This window comes from Nocardioides marmoribigeumensis (assembly GCF_031458325.1).
Lineage (GTDB): Bacteria > Actinomycetota > Actinomycetes > Propionibacteriales > Nocardioidaceae > Marmoricola_A > Marmoricola_A marmoribigeumensis.
The window spans coordinates 1,838,632-1,858,198 of record NZ_JAVDYG010000001.1; the positions used below are offsets into that span (position 1 = coordinate 1,838,632).

The 19,567-nt window shown below is 73.9% G+C and carries 20 protein-coding genes; 6 read left to right on the forward strand and 14 right to left on the reverse strand.

Translation table 11 applies throughout. The features are described from left to right. Positions 1 to 12: 12 nt before the first annotated feature. From J2S63_RS08825 to serS, 3 genes are read right to left on the reverse strand one after another with little or no spacing between them, the layout of a single operon-like run. On the reverse strand, positions 13 to 822 hold the full coding sequence (locus J2S63_RS08825) for an HAD family hydrolase (protein WP_310301368.1): 810 nt from the start codon (positions 820 to 822) through the stop codon (positions 13 to 15). Further along, a complete protein-coding gene (locus tag J2S63_RS08830) occupies positions 819 to 1,646 on the reverse strand; it encodes an HAD family hydrolase (RefSeq protein ID WP_310301370.1) in 828 nt (275 codons plus the stop codon). The genes J2S63_RS08825 and J2S63_RS08830 overlap by 4 nt, the downstream gene beginning before the upstream one ends. Next, positions 1,643 to 2,923: a serine--tRNA ligase gene (gene serS / locus J2S63_RS08835; RefSeq protein WP_310301373.1), complete on the reverse strand. Its 1,281-nt coding sequence runs from the start codon at positions 2,921 to 2,923 to the stop codon at positions 1,643 to 1,645. Before serS ends, J2S63_RS08830 begins: the two co-directional genes overlap by 4 nt. 149 nt (positions 2,924 to 3,072) lie before the next feature. Here serS and J2S63_RS08840 point away from each other — a divergent pair, with 149 nt between their 5' ends. After that, positions 3,073 to 4,647 (forward strand): bifunctional phosphatase PAP2/diacylglycerol kinase family protein, encoded by a 1,575-nt coding sequence (locus tag J2S63_RS08840; RefSeq protein ID WP_310301375.1) that lies wholly within the window; start codon positions 3,073 to 3,075, stop codon positions 4,645 to 4,647. 36 nt (positions 4,648 to 4,683) lie between these two features. On the opposite strand, the gene J2S63_RS08845 is transcribed toward J2S63_RS08840, so the two are convergent. The 4 genes from J2S63_RS08845 to J2S63_RS08860 form a co-directional block, all read right to left on the reverse strand. After that, a complete protein-coding gene (locus J2S63_RS08845; protein WP_310301377.1) occupies positions 4,684 to 5,151 on the reverse strand; it encodes a nitroreductase family deazaflavin-dependent oxidoreductase in 468 nt (155 codons plus the stop codon). A gap of 78 nt (positions 5,152 to 5,229) precedes the next feature. Then, positions 5,230 to 5,799, reverse strand: coding sequence for a DUF4446 family protein (locus tag J2S63_RS08850; protein ID WP_310301379.1), 570 nt, complete (start codon positions 5,797 to 5,799; stop codon positions 5,230 to 5,232). A gap of 21 nt (positions 5,800 to 5,820) precedes the next feature. After that, positions 5,821 to 6,780 (reverse strand): prephenate dehydratase, encoded by a 960-nt coding sequence (gene pheA / locus J2S63_RS08855; protein ID WP_310301382.1) that lies wholly within the window; start codon positions 6,778 to 6,780, stop codon positions 5,821 to 5,823. Further along, a complete protein-coding gene (locus tag J2S63_RS08860; RefSeq protein ID WP_310301384.1) occupies positions 6,777 to 8,567 on the reverse strand; it encodes a sulfatase family protein in 1,791 nt (596 codons plus the stop codon). Before J2S63_RS08860 ends, pheA begins: the two co-directional genes overlap by 4 nt. Before the next feature lie 181 nt (positions 8,568 to 8,748). Between J2S63_RS08860 and J2S63_RS08865 the strand changes: the two genes are divergently transcribed. Continuing rightward, positions 8,749 to 8,979: a hypothetical protein gene (locus J2S63_RS08865; protein WP_310301386.1), complete on the forward strand. Its 231-nt coding sequence runs from the start codon at positions 8,749 to 8,751 to the stop codon at positions 8,977 to 8,979. A gap of 21 nt (positions 8,980 to 9,000) precedes the next feature. Here J2S63_RS08865 and J2S63_RS08870 read toward each other — a convergent pair whose 3' ends face one another. The 4 genes from J2S63_RS08870 to J2S63_RS08885 are packed head-to-tail and all read right to left on the reverse strand — an operon-like array spanning position 9,001 to position 11,175. Next, entirely contained in the window at positions 9,001 to 9,285 is a 285-nt protein-coding gene (locus J2S63_RS08870; RefSeq protein WP_310301389.1) for a hypothetical protein, read from the reverse strand. Between the two features lie 2 nt (positions 9,286 to 9,287). Further along, on the reverse strand, positions 9,288 to 10,439 hold the full coding sequence (locus J2S63_RS08875) for a YihY/virulence factor BrkB family protein (protein ID WP_310301390.1): 1,152 nt from the start codon (positions 10,437 to 10,439) through the stop codon (positions 9,288 to 9,290). Next, positions 10,436 to 10,750 carry a DUF3618 domain-containing protein gene (locus J2S63_RS08880; RefSeq protein WP_310301392.1) on the reverse strand — a complete coding sequence of 105 codons (315 nt, stop codon included), beginning with the start codon at positions 10,748 to 10,750 and terminating at the stop codon, positions 10,436 to 10,438. Before J2S63_RS08880 ends, J2S63_RS08875 begins: the two co-directional genes overlap by 4 nt. Further along, a complete protein-coding gene (locus J2S63_RS08885; protein ID WP_310301394.1) occupies positions 10,747 to 11,175 on the reverse strand; it encodes a phage holin family protein in 429 nt (142 codons plus the stop codon). Before J2S63_RS08885 ends, J2S63_RS08880 begins: the two co-directional genes overlap by 4 nt. An 87-nt stretch (positions 11,176 to 11,262) precedes the next feature. Between J2S63_RS08885 and J2S63_RS08890 the strand changes: the two genes are divergently transcribed. The 3 genes from J2S63_RS08890 to J2S63_RS08900 are packed head-to-tail and all read left to right on the forward strand — an operon-like array spanning position 11,263 to position 13,812. Continuing rightward, positions 11,263 to 11,571, forward strand: coding sequence for a rhodanese-like domain-containing protein (locus J2S63_RS08890; protein ID WP_310301398.1), 309 nt, complete (start codon positions 11,263 to 11,265; stop codon positions 11,569 to 11,571). Position 11,572: 1 nt separating this feature from the next. Continuing rightward, complete coding sequence (locus J2S63_RS08895) at positions 11,573 to 13,003, forward strand: MBL fold metallo-hydrolase (RefSeq protein WP_310301401.1); 1,431 nt, start codon at positions 11,573 to 11,575, stop codon at positions 13,001 to 13,003. Next, positions 13,000 to 13,812: a sulfite exporter TauE/SafE family protein gene (locus J2S63_RS08900; protein ID WP_310301405.1), complete on the forward strand. Its 813-nt coding sequence runs from the start codon at positions 13,000 to 13,002 to the stop codon at positions 13,810 to 13,812. Before J2S63_RS08895 ends, J2S63_RS08900 begins: the two co-directional genes overlap by 4 nt. An 18-nt stretch (positions 13,813 to 13,830) precedes the next feature. Here J2S63_RS08900 and J2S63_RS08905 read toward each other — a convergent pair whose 3' ends face one another. Beyond that, positions 13,831 to 14,370, reverse strand: a complete 540-nt coding sequence (locus J2S63_RS08905; protein ID WP_310301407.1) for an SRPBCC family protein — start codon at positions 14,368 to 14,370, stop codon at positions 13,831 to 13,833. Between the two features lie 641 nt (positions 14,371 to 15,011). On the opposite strand from J2S63_RS08905, the gene J2S63_RS08910 reads away from it, so the two are divergent. Beyond that, the gene (locus J2S63_RS08910) at positions 15,012 to 15,989 is read left to right on the forward strand and encodes a zinc-binding metallopeptidase family protein (protein ID WP_310301410.1); all 978 of its coding nucleotides are present in this window, start codon (positions 15,012 to 15,014) and stop codon (positions 15,987 to 15,989) included. Between the two features lie 33 nt (positions 15,990 to 16,022). On the opposite strand, the gene J2S63_RS08915 is transcribed toward J2S63_RS08910, so the two are convergent. Both J2S63_RS08915 and J2S63_RS08920 read right to left on the reverse strand, forming a co-directional pair. Then, positions 16,023 to 16,946: a transglutaminase family protein gene (locus tag J2S63_RS08915; protein ID WP_310301413.1), complete on the reverse strand. Its 924-nt coding sequence runs from the start codon at positions 16,944 to 16,946 to the stop codon at positions 16,023 to 16,025. Then, positions 16,943 to 19,564 carry a circularly permuted type 2 ATP-grasp protein gene (locus J2S63_RS08920; RefSeq protein ID WP_310301415.1) on the reverse strand — a complete coding sequence of 874 codons (2,622 nt, stop codon included), beginning with the start codon at positions 19,562 to 19,564 and terminating at the stop codon, positions 16,943 to 16,945. Before J2S63_RS08920 ends, J2S63_RS08915 begins: the two co-directional genes overlap by 4 nt. Positions 19,565 to 19,567 lie beyond the last annotated feature (3 nt).

The window sequence follows — 19,567 nt, forward strand, 5'->3', positions numbered from 1 at the left end:
CGGGCCCGGGGCTCAGAGGCCGAACAGGTCCTCGAGCACCTGGGCGACGCCGTCCTCGTCGTGGGGCGGCGCGTGGTGCTCGGTGGCGGCGAGCACGGACCCGTGGGCGTTGGCCATCGCGTAGCCGCGGCCCGCCCACTCCAGCAGCGCGAGGTCGTTGGGCATGTCGCCGAACGCCAGCACGTGCTCGGGGCCGATGCCGTGCTCGGCGCACACGGCTGCGAGGGTCGTCGCCTTGGTGACCCCGGCGGCGCTCATCTCGACCAGCGCACCCACGGACGACCAGGTGGTGGTCACCAGCCCGCCGACCAGCGCCTCGACCCGGGCCCAGAAGCCCGCGGGGTCCAGCTCCTCGTGGCGGGCGAGCAGCTTGGCCACCCCGTCGCCGGCGATCTCCTCCAGGGACGCCACACGGAGGTCGGGCCCGGTCGGCCCCTCCGGGTGGAAGACCGGCTCCTTGCCGAACCCGTCGGCCCGCTCGACGGCGAACGCGGTGCCCGGCACCTCCCGACGTACGACGTCGGCCACCTCGAGCACGACCTCGCGCGGGATCGGGCGCAGCTCGGACACCGCGTGCTGCGCCACGTCGTAGACGATCGCGCCGTTGCTGCAGATCGCCAGCCCGTGGTCGCCGACGTGGGGCCAGAGGGTCTCCATCCAGCGGACCGGACGCCCGGTGACGAACACGACCAGCACCCCGCGGGCCTCGAGGGCCTCGATGACGCGGCGCGTGCGGTCGGTGACCGTGCCGTCGGTGTGGAGGAGCGTGCCGTCGAGGTCGGTCGCGACGAGGCGTACGCCGGCCGGGTCGAACGCGGTCACGCCGGGAACCAGCGCTCGAGCTCGCGAGCGACCCCGTCCGCGTGGACGGTGTCCGTGACGTGGTCGGCGACCGCCTGGACGTCGTCGGAGGCCTGGCCCATCGCGACGCCGCGACCGGCCCACTGCAGCATCTCGATGTCGTTGCGGCCGTCGCCGATCGCCAGCACGTCCTGGGCCGGGACGCCGAGCCGGGCCGCGACGTCGGCGAGACCGCTGGCCTTGGACACGCCCTTGGGGGCCAGGTCGAGCCAGGCCGTCCAGCCGATGAAGTAGCTGATGTCGTGCAGCCCGGCGTCCTCCGCGAGGCGGTGGAAGTCCTCCTCGGAGGACTCGGGGTCCCGGACGATGACGCGCGTCACCGGCTCGGCCACCAGCTCCTCGACGGACTGCAACGTGATCTGGCCGTTGATCTCACCGTCGGGGAAGTGGCGGTTGACCCGGTAGCCGACGCCGACCTCCTCCACCGCCACGAGCACCTGCGGCATCTGGTCGAGGATGCGGCGCACGACGTCGGAGGCGTCGAAGGTCACGGCCTCGAGCACCTCGACGGGAGGATGGGAGAAGACCACCGACCCGTTGGAGGCCACCGCGAGCACCTGGCCGTGGGGGTCGCGGCGGCGCAGGTCGAGCAGCTCCACCACGTGGGTCATGCCGAAGGTGGAGCGGCCGGTGGCCAGGACCACGGGGACGTCGGCGTCGACCGCACGGGCGACCGCCTGCAGCACGGCAGGGCTGATCGTCTCGTCGACGACGCTGCTGCCGTGGGGTGCGGAGAAGAGGGTGCCGTCGATGTCGAGGGCGACGAGCCTCGGGGACCAGGTCAACGACCCACCGGCTCGAGGACCTCGCGGCCCTGCAGGTAGGGGCGCAGCGCCTCGGGCACGCGCACCGAGCCGTCGGCCTGCTGGTGGGTCTCGAGGATCGCCACGATCGTGCGGGTCATCGCGCAGAGCGTGCCGTTGAGGGTGGCGAGGTGCTGGTTGGCGCCCTGCGCGCTCCGGCCGCGGATGTCGAGCCGGCGGGCCTGGAAGTCCGTGCAGTTGGAGGTCGAGGTGAGCTCGCGGTAGCGACCCTGTGTCGGGATCCACGCCTCGCAGTCGAACTTGCGCTGCGCGGAGAGCCCGAGGTCCCCCGCCGCCACGTCGATCACCCGGAACGCGAGCCCCAGCTTGGTGAGGAACTCCTTCTCCCACGCGAGCAGGCGCTGGTGCTCGGCGTAGGACTCCTCGACGGTCGTGTAGGTGAACATCTCCACCTTGTCGAACCAGTGCACGCGGATGATCCCGCTGGTGTCCTTGCCGTAGGAGCCTGCCTCCTTGCGGTAGCAGGGGCTGAACGCCGCGTAGCGCAGCGGCAGCTGCGACAGGTCGAGGATCTCGTCGGAGTGGTAGGCCGCCATCGGCACCTCGGAGGTGCCGACGAGGTAGAGCTCCTCCCCCTCGATCCGGTAGACGTCGTCGGCCGCCTGACCCAGGAACCCCGTGCCGTCCATCGCGCGGGGACGCACCAGGGCGGGCGGGATGACGGTGGTGAAGCCGGCCGCGCGCGCCTGGTCCATCGCCAGGTTGACCAGCGCGAGCTCGAGGTCGGCCCCCGCACCGGTCAGGTAGTAGAAGCGGGCACCCGAGACCTTGGCGCCCCGCTCGATGTCGATCGCGCCGAGCATCCGGCCGAGCTCGACGTGGTCGCGCGGCTCGAAGCCCTCGGCCTCGAAGTCGCGGGGGGTGCCGACGTGCTCCAGCACGACGTAGTCGTCCTCACCACCGGCCGGCGCCTCGGGTGCGGCCGGGTTGGGGATCGCGCGCACCGCGTCGGCGTACTCCGTCTCGGCCTCGACCTGCGCGGACTCCGCCTCCTTGACCGCGGTGGACAGCGTCCTGGTGCGCGCGAGGAGCGCCTGCTTCTCCTCGCCCTGGGCCTTCGGGATCTGCTTGCCGAGCGACTTCTGCTCGGCCCGCAGGCGCTCGAAGTCCGCGATCGCCGCGCGGCGGCGGGTGTCGGCCGCGACCGCGCGGTCCACGGACTCCGGCGACAGCCCGCGGCGGCCCTGGGCCTCACGGATGGCGTCGGGGTCGTCGCGGAGCAGGCGTGGATCGATCACCGGATCATGCTAGGCCGCGGGAACGGGCGTGACGCGACGCACCCCGGACGGGCGACCCGGCTCACGGTTTGCCGGGGAGCCCCCGGAGATACTGAGCGGGATCCCTCGGCGGCCGCCGGGTGTGACGGCCGGATCGACACGAGGTGACCATGACCTTCAGCGCGGAGACGCGCCGGCGCCTGCTCGCAGGGGCGCTGGTGAGCCTGCTCGTGCTGCTCGCGGCCTGCCTGCTGGTGGGCCTGGCGCCGCACACCGCCGACCGCGTCGACGTGTGGTTCGGCCAGCCCCTGGCCGGGTTCACCGACCGGCACCCGGGGGTCGAGCGCGCCGCCGAGGTGCTGGCGGAGCTGTTCCGGGTCCCACCGGTCGCGCTCTACACCCTGGCCATCGCGGGCCTGCTGCTGGTCAAGCGCCACGTGCGGCCCGCCGCCTGGGTCGTCGCCGTCACGCTCGCCACCACGCTCCTCACCACCCTGCTCAAGCAGTCCTTCGCCCGCCCGCGGCCGTCGTACGCCCACATGCAGCTGCTCGACGGCGCCTTCCCCTCGGGGCACTCCAGCGGCACGGCCTGCCTGGCCGGGATCCTCATGGTGCTCGCCACGATGTTCCTGCGCCGCCGCAGCCAGCGCCGCCTGGTCGCGGTCGGCGGCGTGCTGCTGGCCCTGCTCCTCGGTCTCGACCGGCTGCTGCTCGGCGTGCACGGGCTCACCGACGTCGTCGCCGGGTTCGCCCTGGCCGCGCTGGTGGTGTGCGCGGCGACCTACCTCGCCGACCCGACCCCCCGCGCCAAGCCCGTCGACCCGCTGCCCAGCGTCACGCCGAGCAACGGGCGCCTGGCCGTCATCCTCAACCCGATCAAGGTGGAGAGCCCCGAGGCGTTCCGCGCGCTGCTCGACACCCGGGCCGCCGAGCTGGGCTGGCACGACCCGCTGTGGTTCGAGACCACGATCGAGGACCCGGGCCGCAGCATGGCGGCCGCGGCCGCCGAGGCGGGCGCCGAGCTGGTCGTGGTCTGCGGCGGCGACGGCACGGTCCGCACCGTCTGCGCCGAGCTGGCCGGGACCGGCATCCCCGTCGGGGTCGTGCCCGCCGGCACCGGCAACCTGCTGGCCCGCAACCTGGACCTGCCGCTCTACCTCAACAACGCCGTCGAGGTCGCCCTCAACGGGCAGGACCGGGCGATCGACCTGGTCCGGATCTCAGGCGACGGCATCGGCGAGGACGAGCACTTCCTCGTCATGGCCGGCATGGGCTTCGACGCCGCGATCATGGAGGGCGCCAACGAGCAGATCAAGGCCAAGATCGGCTGGCTCGCCTACGTCGTCTCGGGCCTGCGCAACCTGATGTTCCCCGCCGCCGCGGTCGAGATCTCGGTGGACGACGGCGAGCCCACCAAGCACCGCGCCCGCACGATCGTCGTCGGCAACGTCGGCTTCCTCCAGGCCGGCCTCCCCCTCCTGCCCGACGCCACCATCGACGACGGCAGGCTCGACGTCGTCCTGGTCAACCCCGCCCGCTTCCTGCACTGGCTGCTGGTCGTCGTGCGCGTGGTCACCCGCGGCAAGAAGCTCGACGAGACGGTCAACCGCATGACCGGCCGCAAGGTCGTCATCCGCGCCTCCGCCGAGATCCCCCGCCAGATCGACGGGGACTTCATCGGCCTGGGCCACGAGATCACCTGCGAGTGCCTCCACGGGAAGCTGCTCGTCCGCGTGCCTCGCTGAGGCGCGCGCTGTCCGGCGTACCCCGAGCCCGCCGGATCAGCGGGGGGTCAGCAGGAACACCTTGATCTTGCGCTCCGTCCGCTCCTCGTACTTGCGGTAGTTCGGCCACGTCCGCTGCATGAACTGCCAGGCCTCCTCGCGCTCGTCGCCCTCGAGGCGGCGACCGTGCATCGGCTGGGTGCGGCCCTTGACGGTGACCTCGCACTCGGGGGTCGCCTCGAGGTTGACCACCCACACCGGTTGCTTGGGGCCGCCGAAGTTGGAGCCGGCGATGAGCCAGTCCTGCCCCCGAGGTACGGCGAGCAGGGGCGTCGAGCGCGGCTGTCCGCTCTTGCGACCGGTGACGGTGAGGGTCAGGTTGGGCAGGCCGGCGATGTCGAGGAGGGTGACCCGGCCCCGGGTGAGCCGCTGCAGCGCATGGTCGGTGGCGACGATCTGCGGCAGGTAGTTCGGCATGAACTCGAGGGCGCCGATGCGCACGGCGAGCGGAGTGAGGAGACCCATGGGCAGAAGGGTAGGTGGCGAGATCGTGCGGCAGTCGACTTCGGGACCGACCTCACACGGCCCGGGACGAGCGCCGGGTCAGGCGGTCTGGGCGCCCTCGCCGTCGCGGGACTCCCGGACGGCGACCTCGCCCTCGACCTGCTCGACGATCGCCGCGTCTGCCTCGGGGTCGCTGCGGCGACCGACCTTGGCGCGCGGACGGGCCGGGGTGGGCGCGGGGGCCTCGCCCCGGCTGCGGGCCCGGGCGGAGGAGACGACCGCGTCCTCCTCGGGCGAGAGCGGCTGGTCGCTCTCCCAGGCCACCAACCCCTTGGCGTAGGAGCGGGCGTCGCTGCGGCCGTGGATCGAGGTGAGCACGACCCCGGTGCCGGCGTCGTCGACCAGCGCCAGCGACCACGACAGGCGTCCGCCCATGTCGCCGAACGCGTCGTAGCGCAGCAGCTCGGGCCGGTGCAGCGCCAGGCGGCTCTGGTCGACCAGCGCGGCGACCTCGGCGCGGAGCCCGGCGACGTCGGTCGGGAGGTCCGAGGAGGCGGTCCGCCGCCGGCGGGCGACCTGCTGGCGCTGGGCGGACAGCGCGACGACCAACGCGGCCACGGCGAGGGCGAGCGCGAGGAGGACGAGCGAGGCGAGCGTCGAGTCCGTCACCCGGCCAGGGTAGGTCCGCCCTCAGGCTCCGTCGCGCAGACGCGCCAGCCACGCGGTCGCCCGGTTGAACTCCTCGTCGGTGGTGCCGGGCCGGATCGTGGCGGCCTTGCCGTCGTGCCGCTCGTAGGAGCCGAGGAACCGCACGTCCGCACAGATCCGCCGCAGGCCCATGAGGGCCTCGCCCAGGCGACGGTCCTCGATGTGGCCCTCGGCGTCGACGGAGAAGCAGTAGTCGCCGAGCGCGTGGCCGGTCGGTCGCGACTCGATGCGGGTCAGGTCGACGCCGCGCGTGGCGAGCTGGTCGAGGATCTCCAGCAGCGCGCCGGGGTGGTTCTCCCGCATGAACAGCACCAGGCTGGTCTTGTCCCGGCCCGTCGGAGGGCTCGGGCGGCCGGGCCGGGTGACCAGGACGAAGCGGGTGACCGCCTCGGCGTTGTCGCCGATGCCGGTGGCGAGCGCCTCGAGGCCGTAGCGCTCGGCGGCCAGCGGCGCGGAGATCGCGGCGTCCCACAGCGGCGTGGCGTCGGGGTCGGCCAGGGCCGCCGCGGCCGCCGCGGTGGAGGTCGCGTGGACGACGGTCGCGCCCGGCAGGTGGCGCGCCACCCACCCCCGGGTCTGCGCCTCGGCGTGGGGGTGGGTGCCGACGACGCGCACGTCCTCGAGCCGGTGACCGGGGCGGGTGAGCAGGGAGAACGCGACCGGCACGGTCATCTCGCGGCGGATCATCAGCGGCTCGCCGGTGGCCAGCTCGTCGAGGGTGACCGGGACCGAGCCCTCGACGGAGTTCTCGATCGGCACCACCGCGGCGTCGGACTCGCCGGCGCGCACCTCGTCGAGCGCGACGGTGACGGTCGTGCAGGGGACGGCCTCGACCGAGGCGGCCTCGGGCAGGGTGCGCAGGGCCTGCTCGGTGAAGGTGCCGGCGGGGCCGAAGTAGGACCAGCGGCCGGCCGGCGTGCGGGGCTCGGGAGGCTGGGTCACCGCGTCAGCGTAGCGGCGGACCGCTCGGCGACCTGCGCCCAGAACGTCGAGGTCAGCTCGGCGTTCGCGTCCGGGCCCGCTCGCAGCCAGCGGGGCAGGTCGCGACGGCACTGCGGGCCGGCGCACTCGTGGTACTCCGTCCACAGCCTGCGCAGGCGGGCGACCACGTCGGCGTACATCGGGTCCTCGATCCGGTTGACCATCTCGTTGGCGTCCTCGCGCAGGTCGTAGAGCTCCTCGTAGCCGCGGTCGTACCTCATGTAGGCGTAGCGCGGCGTGCGCAGACCGGCGTAGGACAGCCCCGTGTGGAAGCCGTTGGCCCGGCGGACGCGGCGGTCGTTCTCCTGCCACAGCCGTCCCTCGGTGACCACGGGCGCACGCCAGCCCTGGTCGCCGTCGAGGAGCGTGGTCAGGCGGCTCGTCCCGTCGAGCGGGTGGTCGGAGGTGAGGTACGGGATGGCCCGGCCGAGCTCGAGGATCGTCGCGGTCAGGTCGACGGTCGTGACCGGGTCGGAACGGGTCGTGCCGCTGCGGAGGCCGGGGCCGGTGACGAGCAGCGGGACCCGGGTGGACGGCTCGTAGGGCTTGATCTTGCCCTTGAGGTGACGGTGCTCGCCGAGGAAGAAGCCGTTGTCGCTGGTCAGGAACAGCACGGTCCGCTGCCACTCGCCGCGCTGCTTGAGCTCGTGGACGAGGCGGGCGACCTGGCGGTCGACCACGTAGAGCGACTCCGCGCGCTGGCGCGCCGACTCCAGCGTCGCCGCCTCCATCGAGCCGTTGGGCTCGGGACGGTTGCGCATGAACGGGGGCTTGTCGCTGATGTCGGTCTCGCTGGGGTCGGCGTCCCCGCCGAAGCCCGGCGCCTTGGTGAGCATGCGGTCGAAGCGGCCGCGCACCCACGCGGGGACGTACGGCGTCCCGAGGGGCTGGCGCACCCCGTCGGGCTCGGTGTACGTCGGGTCGTCGGGCTCGTGCGGCGTGCCGAAGTGGGGCGCGACGAACGCGAGGTACATGAAGAACGGGTCCCGGCTGCGGGAGTAGCGGTCGACCAGCCTGGTGGCGATCGTGCCGGTGGTCACCGTGGAGTACTGCCCGCGGTGCTGTTCGATGCGCCCGTCGTGGTTGATCGGCTGGTCCAGGTAGTTGTAGGTCCCCCCCGGCATGCGGCTGGACGGCGGCGGCCCGAACGCGGCGTACCAGTCGGTCCAGCCGGGGGGGACGTAGTGCAGGCTCGGCTCGCCGTTGCGGCGGCGCAGCTCGCCGTAGCCGTTGAGGTACTTGCCCACCAGGGCGGTGCGGTAGCCGGAGCGACGCAGCGCGGTGGCGATCGTGCCGTGGTCGCGGAAGGCCGGGAACCCCCAGGGCGGGACCTGCGAGATCACGCCGTGGTTGTGGGACAGCTGACCGCTGAGGAAGGAGGCCCGGGCCGGGCAGCACAGCGGGTTGGGCGAGAACGAGTTGCGGAACTCCACGCCCCCCTGGCGCAGCTCGCGCCGGACGGTCGGCATGAAGCGCAGGTCGTCGGCGCGCATGTCGTCGGTCATCACCACGACGACGTTGGGCTTGGGCCCGAACCGCGCACGAGCCGCCGGGTCGCCGACCGGGGTCACGCGCCGGGGACCGTCGGCGGGCACGGACAGGGTGGTGGCCGCTCTCGGCGACCGGTGGTCGCTGCCGGCGCCGAGGGTCGGGGAGACGAGGACGGCGAGCCCCGCGGCGACGAGGCCGGCCACGACCGCGGTCGCGGCGGCCCACGTGCGCACACCCAGCGACTCACGCCTCGCCATCGGGATCCTCTCCTCCGGCGGACCAGGGTCCGGCACGCCGCGGGAGATTCTAGGTGCGGGGTCCGCTGGTCTGAACCACACCGCGCGCTCTGCGGGCGATCCCGGGCGGGGCCGCGGGGGCGGCGGTCCCAGTGCTCGGATTCGCCTGAGCGCCGGGCCCCTCGCGGCGCATCATCGACGGGTGCTCAGTGCGATGGTCCTGCTCGTGATGATGACGGCGATCTTCTGGCCCGCCTACCAGGTGACGCGGCCGGCGATCCTGGCCCGCAGCCCCGCGCCTCGTCCGAGCGCGACATCGCCGGCCCCGGAGGAGCCGGCGATGCTCGTGAGCCGTCTGGACGACTACGTCCAGCAGGGTCTGGTGGACCTGCGGATCATGCTGGTGCAGGCGGCGCGGCGACGTCAGGGCTGAGGCGACCGGCGCCGAGCCGGGTCAGCGACCGGCGACCGGGTAGCCGCTCTCCTGCTCGCTGAGGTCGGGTCCCGAGGAGGTCCGGACCTTCTGCGCCGCCACCTCGGCGGCACCGGTCACCTTGTCCTTGACCACGGGCGCGGCCTCCTTGGCCTTGTCCGCGGCCGCTGCGGCAGCCGCCTGGACCTGGGGGTCGTTGCGGACCCGCAGCGCCATGCTCCGGATCTGCTCGTAGCGCTCGCGGCCGGCGGCGCTGCCCGCCACGTAGCCGATGGCGAAGCCGGTGAGCAGCAGCAGTCTCTTCATGGTCATCTCCTGGTGGTCTCGGGTGCGTCGGTGCTGGTGCCGGACCCGTCGGGCCGGCGGGGTTCGTCGGTGGTGGAGCCGGAGTGCTCGGCGTCGTACTCCGCGGCCACGCGACCCTCGGGGTCGGCCGCCTCGCGGATCTGGCGGGCGAGGGCGATGTCCTTCTCCTCCTTCTCGCGCGCCTTCTCGATGTTGCGGTCGTCGCGCGGCGGGAGCTGCAGCTCCTCCTCGGCCGGGATGCCGGCCTGGAGCTCACGCCCCCGCTCGAGCTCGGAGTCGATCTCGGCGCCGAAGAGCAGGGACAGGTTGGTCAGCCACAGCCACAGCAGGAAGACCACGACGCCGGCGATGGAGCCGTAGGTCTTGTCGTAGCTGGAGAAGTTCGCGACGTAGAAGCCGAAGACCACCGAGACGAGCACCCAGGTCACGATCGCGACCGCGGCGCCGACGGAGATCCAGCGGAACTTGGGCTGCTTGACGTTGGGGGTGGCGTAGTAGAGCAGCGCCACGATCACGACCACCGTCAGGGCGAGCACCGGCCACTTGGCGATGCTCCACACCAGGACCGCGGTCGAGCCGAGGCCGATGACGTTGCCGATCGACTCCGCCAGGGGGCCGCTGACCACGAGCATGACCAGCACGGCGGCCGAGAGCAGCACGGCGACCAGGGTGATGAGGACCTGGATCGGGCGGAGCTTCCAGAACGGGCGACCCTCGTCGATCTCGTAGATCGAGTTCATCGCCCGCGAGAAGGCGCCGATGTAGCCGCTGGCCGACCAGAGCGCGCCGGCGAGACCGACCACGAAGCTGACCCCCGCCGCCTGCGAGGACGCCATCGACTCCAGGGTCGGCTGCACGGTCTGCAGGGTGCTCGGGGAGACCAACGGACGCAGCACGTCCATCACCGTGGACAGGACCTTCTGGGGGTTGGCGACCAGCCCGATGATCGACAACAGCGCGAGGGCCGCCGGGAACAGCGCGAGCACCGAGTAGTAGGTGAGCGCGGCCGCCTTGTCGGTGCACTGGTCCTCGCCGAACTCCCGCCAGGTCTTGCGCAGGACGTACTTCCAGGACCGCTTGGTCAGGTCGGTCGGCCCCTCGGGCTTGGCGTCGGGGTCGAGCTCGTGGGTCTCGTCCTTGGTGCGGCTGGTCATCGTCGGTGCCTCCACCACCACAGGCCCGCCACGACCACGACCGCGGCCACGGCACCCGCGACCAGCTCGGGTCGCGGCTTGCCCGAGTCGGTGGTGGCGCGGTCCTTGACGTCGGCCGCCTTGGCCTTGGCCTGGCTCTTCACGTCGAGCTTGTGGGTCAGCGCGTCGATCGTCGCGGCGAGGTGCTCGCGCTGGGCGGCGATGTCGGCCTCGATCTGCTCGGGGGTGCGAGGGGTGTCCTCGGCGCCGTCCTGGCCGGTGTCCTGGGCGACCTGGCCCTGGTGGCCGTCGAGGTTGTCGGGTGTGCTCACGGGTGGTTCCCCTTCACTGTCTCCACGTCGGCCTTGATCCCGTCGATCGCCCGCTCGGGCTTGGGCGGGGTGGCCTCGGCGACGTTGGCCTTGCCCTTGAGCGCCGCCACACCCGCGGCGGCGAACAGCACGACCGTCACGATGAGCGCGGCCGCCCAGGCCGGGAGCACGAGGGCGAGGAGCAGCACGACGGTGGCCAGCAGGGTCCCTACGCCGTACAGCGCCAGGACGCCGGCGGCGCCGAACATGCCGAGCCCGAGGCCGGCCCGCTTGCCCTTCTCGGCCATCTCGGCCTGGGCCAGGCGGATCTCCGACCGGACCAGCTCCGGGATCTGCTGCGAGACTGAGGACACGAGCTGACCCAGGGACGCCTCGGCGGGGTCCGGGGGAGCCGGTGGCTCGTAGGTGACGTCCGAGTGACTCATGTGGCCACCGTGTCCCTCGGCCCTGCCGAGCAAACCCCCTCCGATACCCGGAGGGGTATGGTGTCCACCACCCGACGAAGGAGAAGCATGCGCGAGACCGACATCGACGGACTGCGGAAGGCACTCGACGAGGGCGCGACGCTCATCGACGTCCGCGAGCCCCAGGAGTACGCCGAGGCGCACGTGCCCGGCGCGGTCCTGATCCCGATGGGTCAGCTCTCCTCGCGGCTCGACGAGGTGCCGGGCGACCGGCCCGTCTACGTCATCTGCCGCAGCGGCAACCGCAGCGGCGCGATGGGCCCGCTCCTCGACGCCAACGGGTTCGACAGCGTCAACGTGGTCGGCGGCACCGCGGCCTGGGTCCAGGCCGGCCACCCCTACGACCAGGGCCTGTGACATGGGCGGACAGGGGACGCTCGGGCCCTTCGGTCTCGAGGTCGTCGAGACCCCGACGCTCGGTGACCGCAGCTACCTCGTGCACGACGGCTCCGTGGCCGCGGTCATCGACCCTCAGCGCGACCTCGACCGGGTGACGACGCTGCTCGACCGTCTCGGCGTCCGGCTGGTCGCGGTGCTCGAGACCCACGTCCACAACGACTACCTGACCGGCGGCCTGGCGCTCGCCCGGGCGACCGGGGCGGCCTACCACCTCAACGCCGCCGACGACGTGTCGTTCGAGCGCGACGGGCTGCGCGACGGGGACGTGGTCGCCGTGGGTGAGCGGATCCGCCTCACCGCCCTGGCCACCCCGGGCCACACCTTCACCCACCTGTCCTACGCCCTCACCGACGACGACGCGGGGCTCGACGAGGCGCTCGCGGTGTTCACCGGGGGATCGCTGCTGTTCGGCGCCACGGGCCGTCCCGACCTGCTCGGCGACGAGCACACCGACGCGCTCGCGCGCCACCAGCACGCCTCGGCCCACCGGCTGGCCGACCTCCTCCCCGCCTCCGCCGAGGTCCTGCCGACCCACGGGTTCGGGTCGTTCTGCGCCGCGACGCAGTCCGAGGCGACCGCCTCGACCATCGGCGACGAGGTGCGCGGCAACCCGGTCCTCACCCAGGACGAGCAGGCCTACGTCGAGGACCTGCTCGCCGGGCTCGGCGCCTACCCGGCGTACTACGCCCACATGGCGTCCGGCAACGCCCAGGGCCCCGGCGCGCCCGACCTCAGCCCCGCCCAGGAGGCCGACCCGGCCGAGCTCCGGCGGCGGCTGGAGTCCGGGGAGTGGGTGGTCGACCTGCGCGACCGCCGGGCGTTCGCGGCCGGTCACCTGCGCGGGTCCTACAACTTCGGCCTCGACGGCGGCTTCGCGACCTACCTCGGCTGGCTGGTCGCGTGGGGCACCCCGCTGACGCTGCTCGGGTCGACCCCGGAGGACGTGGCGGAGGCCCAGCGCGAGCTGGTCCGCATCGGCATCGACCGCCCGGCGGCCCAGTCGACCGGCGGCCCCGACGACTGGGCCCGGACCCCCGAGGACGTGCGGTCCTTCGAGCGCGGCAGCTTCGCCGACCTCGCCCAGGTGCGGCACCACCGTGAGGTGCAGGTGCTCGACGTGCGCCGCGACGACGAGCGGGCCGAGGGGGCCGTCGTCGGCAGCGCCCACGTCCCGCTCCAGCAGCTGCTCGACCGCATCGACGACGTCCCTGCGGGCGAGGTGTGGGTGCACTGCGCCGCCGGCTACCGCGCCTCGATCGCCGCCTCCCTGCTCGACGCGGCGGGCCGTCACGTGGTCGCGGTCGACGACGACTGGAGCAACGCCCCGGGCTCGGGGCTCCCCGTGGCCCCCGGCGGCCGCGCGACCGGCCGGGAGGACCGGGGCGCGTGACGCTCGTCCTGGCCGCGGTGGCCGGGCTCCTCATCGGGCTCAGCCTCGGGGCGCTGGGCGGCGGCGGGTCGATCCTGGCCGTGCCCGTGCTCGTCTACGTGCTCGGGGAGTCGGCCTCGCAGGCCACCACCGGCTCGCTGGTCGTGGTCGGCGTGACCGCCCTGGTCGGCGCGGTCAGCGCCCACCGGCACGGCACCGTGCTGTGGGCGCGAGGCCTCGCGTTCGGCGCGACGGCGGTCGCCGGCGCGGTGCTCGGGGCGCGCGCCTCGACCGCCGTCGGCGAGGCGGTGCTGCTCGGCGGCTTCTCGGTGCTCATGCTCCTGGTCGCCGCGCTGATGAGCTGGCGGCTGGTGCAGCAGCGCCGCGGCCTGGTCACGGGACCGAGCCGCCCCGACGGCCCGGTCCTCACCCTGCACCCCCTGACCGTCGACGTACGTCGGGCAGCGGTCGTGCTGGTCACCGCGACCGCCGTGGGGCTGCTGACCGGGTTCCTCGGGGTCGGTGGGGGCTTCCTCGTCGTGCCCGCGCTGGTGCTCGCCCTCGACCTGCCGATGGACCGTGCGGCCGCGACCAGCCTCGTGGTGATCGTGCTGACCAGCGCGAGCGCGTTCGTCGTACGCGTGGGGTCGGGCGTGCAGCCCACCTGGGTCCCCGTCCTGCTGCTCACCGTCGCGGCGGCCGCCGGTGCCGTGGGGGGCACGTGGCTGGCGCAGCGCACCCGGCCCGAGCGGCTGGCGGGGGCCTTCACGCTGCTGGTGCTGGGCGTGGCGGTCTACACCGCTGCGCGGGCGCTCCCCGCGCTGGCCTGAGCGCGGCGGCTCAGTGCCTCACTCGTCGGCGGTGAACGTGCGCGGCGAGCGCTGGAGCGGGAACATCGAGCGGTAGCCCGGCGCCTGGGCGAGGAAGTACTCGTCGAAGTCGAGCCGGCCGGCGTCCTGGCCGTGGGCCACCAGGACCAGGCGGTCCCAGAAGAACTCGCAGGTGGCGCCGACCGAGGGGGCCATGACCGGGTCGGTCATCGCCTGCTCCGCGACCAGCTCCGTGCCGCCGGGGACCTCGCGGCTGGGCACCAGCTTGACCTGGAGGTCCCAGTGGTCGAGGCCCTCGTCGTCGACCATGGCCAGCGAGACGAAGCGGCCCGGGTCGGTCACGCCGACCCGGAAGCCGAACTCCGGCGCCTCGGCGTCGTCCGGGGAGAACCGGAACATCGAGCGGCCGTCGTCACCGGTGCGCCAGTCACCCAGCCAGGAGCGCATCCGCTCGCGCTCGCTCAGCCAGGCCCACACCTCGTCCGGCGAGAGCCGGAAGGTCCGCCGGTAGGTCACCACCGGGACCCCGTCGGCGCGCCGGCGCAACCGTCCGGTCACCGTCGGCATCCGGCGCGGAGCCCGCGCCGGAGGGATCTCCGCCGCTGCCGTACCCCTCGTCCGCACCATGTCGCGCACACCCCTTATGTCGCACCGGACCACCCCTGGTCCGATGACTCCTCGACGGGCCACCCCTGGTCCGTCGTCCGTCCCGCTCGGCCACCCCTGGCTCTGCGAAACACCCCGTATGTCCAGATTGCACGATGTCGGACCTGTGGTCCACTCGACACCGCGCAATCAACCTACGTCGAGACGTTCGTCCCGAACAGGGGGGACCGGAGGGGTGCATGCTAGTCAGATCTGACTAGCCCGCCTGGTCGATTCGCAGAATTTCCTGACATCCCTCTTCGCGATCCCCTGCTCTCCGCAAGATCTTCGGCAGGTCCCGAGCCGGACGGTGGGCCCCTCGTCGGCCGCAGGGTCCCGGCAGGTCCTTCCAGAACGGGGACTCCCTGATCCCCCCGGCCTTCCCTACGCTGCTGGACGGGGGAGCGGTCCACCGGCGCCACCCCGGACGAGAGGGAAGCGCGCGTCTCTCTCAGGCGGCTCTGATCCTCCTCCCAGGACGGGGCCGCCGCCCCGTTTCTGCCCCCGGTCGCCGGGGCGCCAGCGGCCACCGACCGCTCCGTAGGCTCGCGCCCATGCGCTCCTTCACGTGTCCGGGCTGCGGGCAGACGCTCTTCTTCGAGAACTCGGTGTGCCTGGGCTGCGGCCAGGCCGTGGGCTACTCCCGCACCGAGCGCACCCTGCTGCTGCTCGGCGACACGTTCACACCGTGCCTCAACCTCGACCTCAACGGGTGCAACTGGATCCCCGACGTGGCGGGCGAGCAGTGCTTCGCCTGCTCGCTCACGCGCACCCGGCCCGCCGACGGCGACCTCGAGGGCCTGCCGCAGTACTACCTGGCCGAGCAGGCCAAGCGCCGCCTGGTCGACGAGCTCGACCGGCTCGAGCTGCCGGTGCGGCCGCGCGACGAGGCGACCGGCCGCGGCGTGACGTTCGACCTGCTCTCCAGCGTCGCCGAGGACGTCGTCACCGGTCACGCCGACGGGGTGATCACCATCGACCTCGCCGAGGGCGACAGCGCCCACCGGGAGAAGGTCAAGGACAACCTGGGCGAGGCCTACCGCACGCTGCTGGGCCACTTCCGCCACGAGATCGGGCACTACTACTGGCAGGTGCTGGTCGAGGACCCCGCCGAGGCCGGTGACGCCGCTCGTCGCGAGGACTTCCGGGCCCGGTTCGGCGACGAGACGGCGTCCTACCAGGACGCGATCGACCGGCACTACTCCGTCGGGCCCCCGGAGGGCTGGGAGGAGTCCTACGTCTCGGCGTACGCCACCATGCACCCCTGGGAGGACTTCGCCGAGACCTTCGCCCACGTGCTCCACATCGGCGACGCCCTCGAGACCGCCCACGCGTTCGGGCTGACCGTCGACCCGCAGGTCGCGCTGCGCCGGTTCTCCGACGTGGTGGTCGGCACCTGGCTCCCCCTCTCGACCGCGCTCAACCAGATGAACCGCTCGATGGGCCTGCAGGACCTCTACCCCTTCGTCCTCGCCCCCGCCGTCCTCGACAAGCTCGAGTGGGTGGAGGGGCTCATCAGCGGCAGGCCCTAGCCCGGCGTACGCCCCCCGCCCGGCGGCTGCGCGTCAGGTTCGGGGCGGGCGGGGCTGGGCCGGGGCGACGTCGACGCGGACGTCCATGGTGGACTCGGTGGCCTCGGTGAAGATGACGCCCTTGACCGGGGGTACGTCGGCGTAGTCGCGTCCCCAGGCGACGGTCACGTGGCGCTCGGCGGTGACGCAGTCGTTGGTCGGGTCGACGGGGAGCCAGCCGGGGGCACCGGCCGCGGCGGCCTCCGGGGGGACCCAGACCTCGAGCCAGGCGTGGGTGGCGTCGGCCCCGACGACGCGCTCGCGGCCGGGCGGGGGGTCGGTGGCGAGGTAGCCGCTGACGTAGCGCGCGGCGAGACCGAGGCTGCGCAGGCCGGCGATGGTGAGGTGGGCGAAGTCCTGGCACACGCCGTGCCGTGCGGCGAGGACGTCGGGCACGCGGGTGGCGACGCCGGTCGAGCCGGGGCGGTAGTCGAAGTCCTCGTGCACCCGGTGGGTCAGGTCGACGACGGCCTCGACGAGGGGGCGGCGGGGCGGGAACGACACGGCGGCGTAGGCGGCGACCTCCGGGCCGAGGTCGACCAGCGGTGAGGCGAACGCGTGCTGGGCGGCGATCGCGGCCTCGGGCAGGTCGCGCCGGCGGAGGGGGCGGGCGTCCTCCCACGCGATGGCGGCAAAGCGCTCGACCACGGGCAGCTCCGGCACGTGGCTCTCGACGACGCTGACCGCGCTGACCACCAGGCGCCGATGGGGCTCGGTGACGTGGAAGTACGTCGCGGTGTTGCCCTCGCTGTCGAGGTGGGTGTGGAGGTCGGCGTGGCCGGGCTCGGTCCACAGCTCGTGCTCGAGCACCCGCTGCCCGGGCAGGTCGCGCGGGCGCGCCACGACCATGCCGTAGGAGTCGGTGACGTCGTCGTCGTAGGTGTACGTCGTGTGGTGGGCGATGCGGTGCCGTCTCATCCGACCGCCTCCGGCGACTGCTCGACGACCAGGCGGGGCACGGCGAGCTCCTGGCCCAGCGGACGCGGCGCGAGCGGGTGGGAGAAGAACCCGACCTCGACGGCGTCGGACAGCTCGCGCAGGCGCCGCTGGGTGCGCTCGGCGAGGGCGACGAGCTCCTCGCGGTGCTCGGTGAACAGCTCGCCGTCGGGCAGGCCCGGCCCGCCGACGCGGGGCGTGGCGGCGGCGAGCGCTCCCGGTCCCCGGGCGGCGAGGTCGGTCTCGGCGTCGGCCACGACCTGGCGCAGCCGCTCGGCCCGGTCGGTGCCGGGCAGGGTCGCGGCGCGGGCCTGGAGGCGGGCGAGCTGGAAGGCGACCGAGCGGGGGTTGGTGCGGTCCAGCAGCAGCAGGTCGAGCATCGAGTCGACGCCCGCGCGGGCGCCGTAGCGACGCCGGTGGGTGACCACCGACTCGCCCGAGGACAGCAGCGCGAGCACGAGGTGCCGCTCGACCGCCGGTGGGTGCGTCTCGCCCACGACCCAGCGCACGGCGGTCGCGGTCTGCAGCGCGCGCTCGAGCCCGCGGCCGACGTCGAGGAGGGTCCAGCCGACGTCGCGGACCATGTTCTCGGCGAAGATGCCGGTGAGCGCGAGGGTGCCCGACAGCACCTGGGCGCCAGTCTCGAGCAGGTGGGCCGGGCCGTCGCCGGGGTCGAGGGCGGCGAGGCCGGAGCGGGCGCGCTCGAGGGAGCCCAGCACCGTGAAGACGTCCATCGACAGCTGGTCGCGGACCGAGCCGGCAGCCGCGGCGACCCCGGCCAGGGACTGCGCGACGGAGCCCGGCCGGTCGGCGTCGACGAGCAGCTGCCACAGCTCCTGGTCGATGACCGCGTCGCGCAGCTGCTCCCCCGCGGCGAGGCCGGGATAGGTCCCGGTGGTGTGGGTCAGGGCCCGGGCCAGCACGTCGACCGCCCCGCGGGCGGGGTCGCGGCGGGCGAACGGGAAGTCGGCGGCGAGGGCGCGCAGGGTGAGGGCCAGGCGGGTGGTGGACTCCGCGCGCTCGGTGTAGCGGCCCAGCCAGTAGAGGTTCTCCAGCGCCCGCGGCACCATCGGCACCGCGCTCGGCCGGGCCACGGGGACCTCCGGCTCGGGCGGCGTCGGGGTCGCGGCGGGCTCGCCCCGGAGCACCCACACGTCCTTGCTCAGCTGCACGTGGTCGCGGCGGCCGGTGTCCGCGTCGTAGGCGTGGGGGACGACCCGTCCCAGCGCCCCCGGCATCACGGCGTACGACGGCCCGCGGGCGACCGCGAACGCGCGGACCGTGAGGGGCCGCGCCTCCAGCCCGGCCCCGCCGACGGTCGGCGTGGTGGACAGCGGCAGCACGCGCTGCCCCACCCACCCCCCGGGATCGGCCTCGATGCGGGCGCGCAGCCCGTCCCGCTGCCGGGTGCTGAGCCCCGGGCCGTGGATGCCGCGGCCGGCGCGGGGGTCGAGGGGCCGCACGACGAGGTGCTCGAGGTGGGCGGTGACGTGGGCGAGCCCGTCGGGGTCGCCGCACCACCACGCCTCGGCCGAGGGCAGCAGGAGGGGCTCGTCGAGCAGGGCACGGCTGAGGTCCGGGAGGAGGGCGTGGAAGGCGGGCGACTCCACCAGCCCGGCGCCGAAGGCGTTGGCGCTGACGAGGTGGCCGCGCCGGGCCGCCTCGAGCAGACCGGGGACGCCGAGCTCGCTGTCGGGACGCAGCTCGAGGGGGTCGCACCACGCGGTGTCGACCCGGCGGAGGAGGACGTCGACCGGCCGCCGGTCCAGGTGGTCCCCGGCCTCGCGGGTCCAGACCCGGCCCTCGCGCATGACCAGGTCCGAGCCGGTCACCAGCGGCAGGCCGAGGACCGTGGCGATGTAGGCCTGGTCGAACGCGGTCTCGCTCAGCGACCCCGGGGTGAGGACGACCACGCGGGGGTCCTCGACGCCGACGGGGGCGAGGTCGACCAGCGCCTCGCGCAGCTGGGAGAAGAACGGCGTGAGGCGGTGCAGCTCGGCGCGGCGGTGGGCCTCGGGCAGCAGGCGGGAGACGACGCGGCGGTTCTCCATGGCGTAGCCCAGCCCCGAGGGCGCCTGGACCCGGTCGGCGGTGGCCCGCCACTCCCCCGAGCCGTCGCGGCCGAGGTCGATCGCAGCGAGGACCACCCGCCGGCGGCCGGCCGGGTGGGCGCCCCAGGTGGCCCGCTGGAACAACCCGTGGCGCCACACCACCTCCGGCGGGACGAGGCCGGAGGTGAGCAGCCGCCGCGGGCCGTAGAGGTCCTCGAGGACCCGGTCGAGCAGGAGCGCGCGCTGGGCCACGCCGCGGGAGACCGCCTCCCAGTCCTCGGCGGGGACCACGGTCGGGAGCGGGTCGAGCCGCCACCCCGAGGCGGTGCTCGCGCCGTCCTGCCCGGGTGGCGCGTGGTAGGTGACGCCGTCGTCCTCCAGGAGCCTCGCCGCCTGCCCCCGCACGGACCTCAACCCGGTGGGGTCCCAGGAGTCCAGCGCCAGCGCGTCCCAGCCCGGGCGGGAGGACCCGTCGGGCCCGACGAGCTCGTCCCACCCGGCGGGGGTGCCGGGCAGGCGGTCGCGGTAAGCGGTGACCAGGGGTGGCACGGG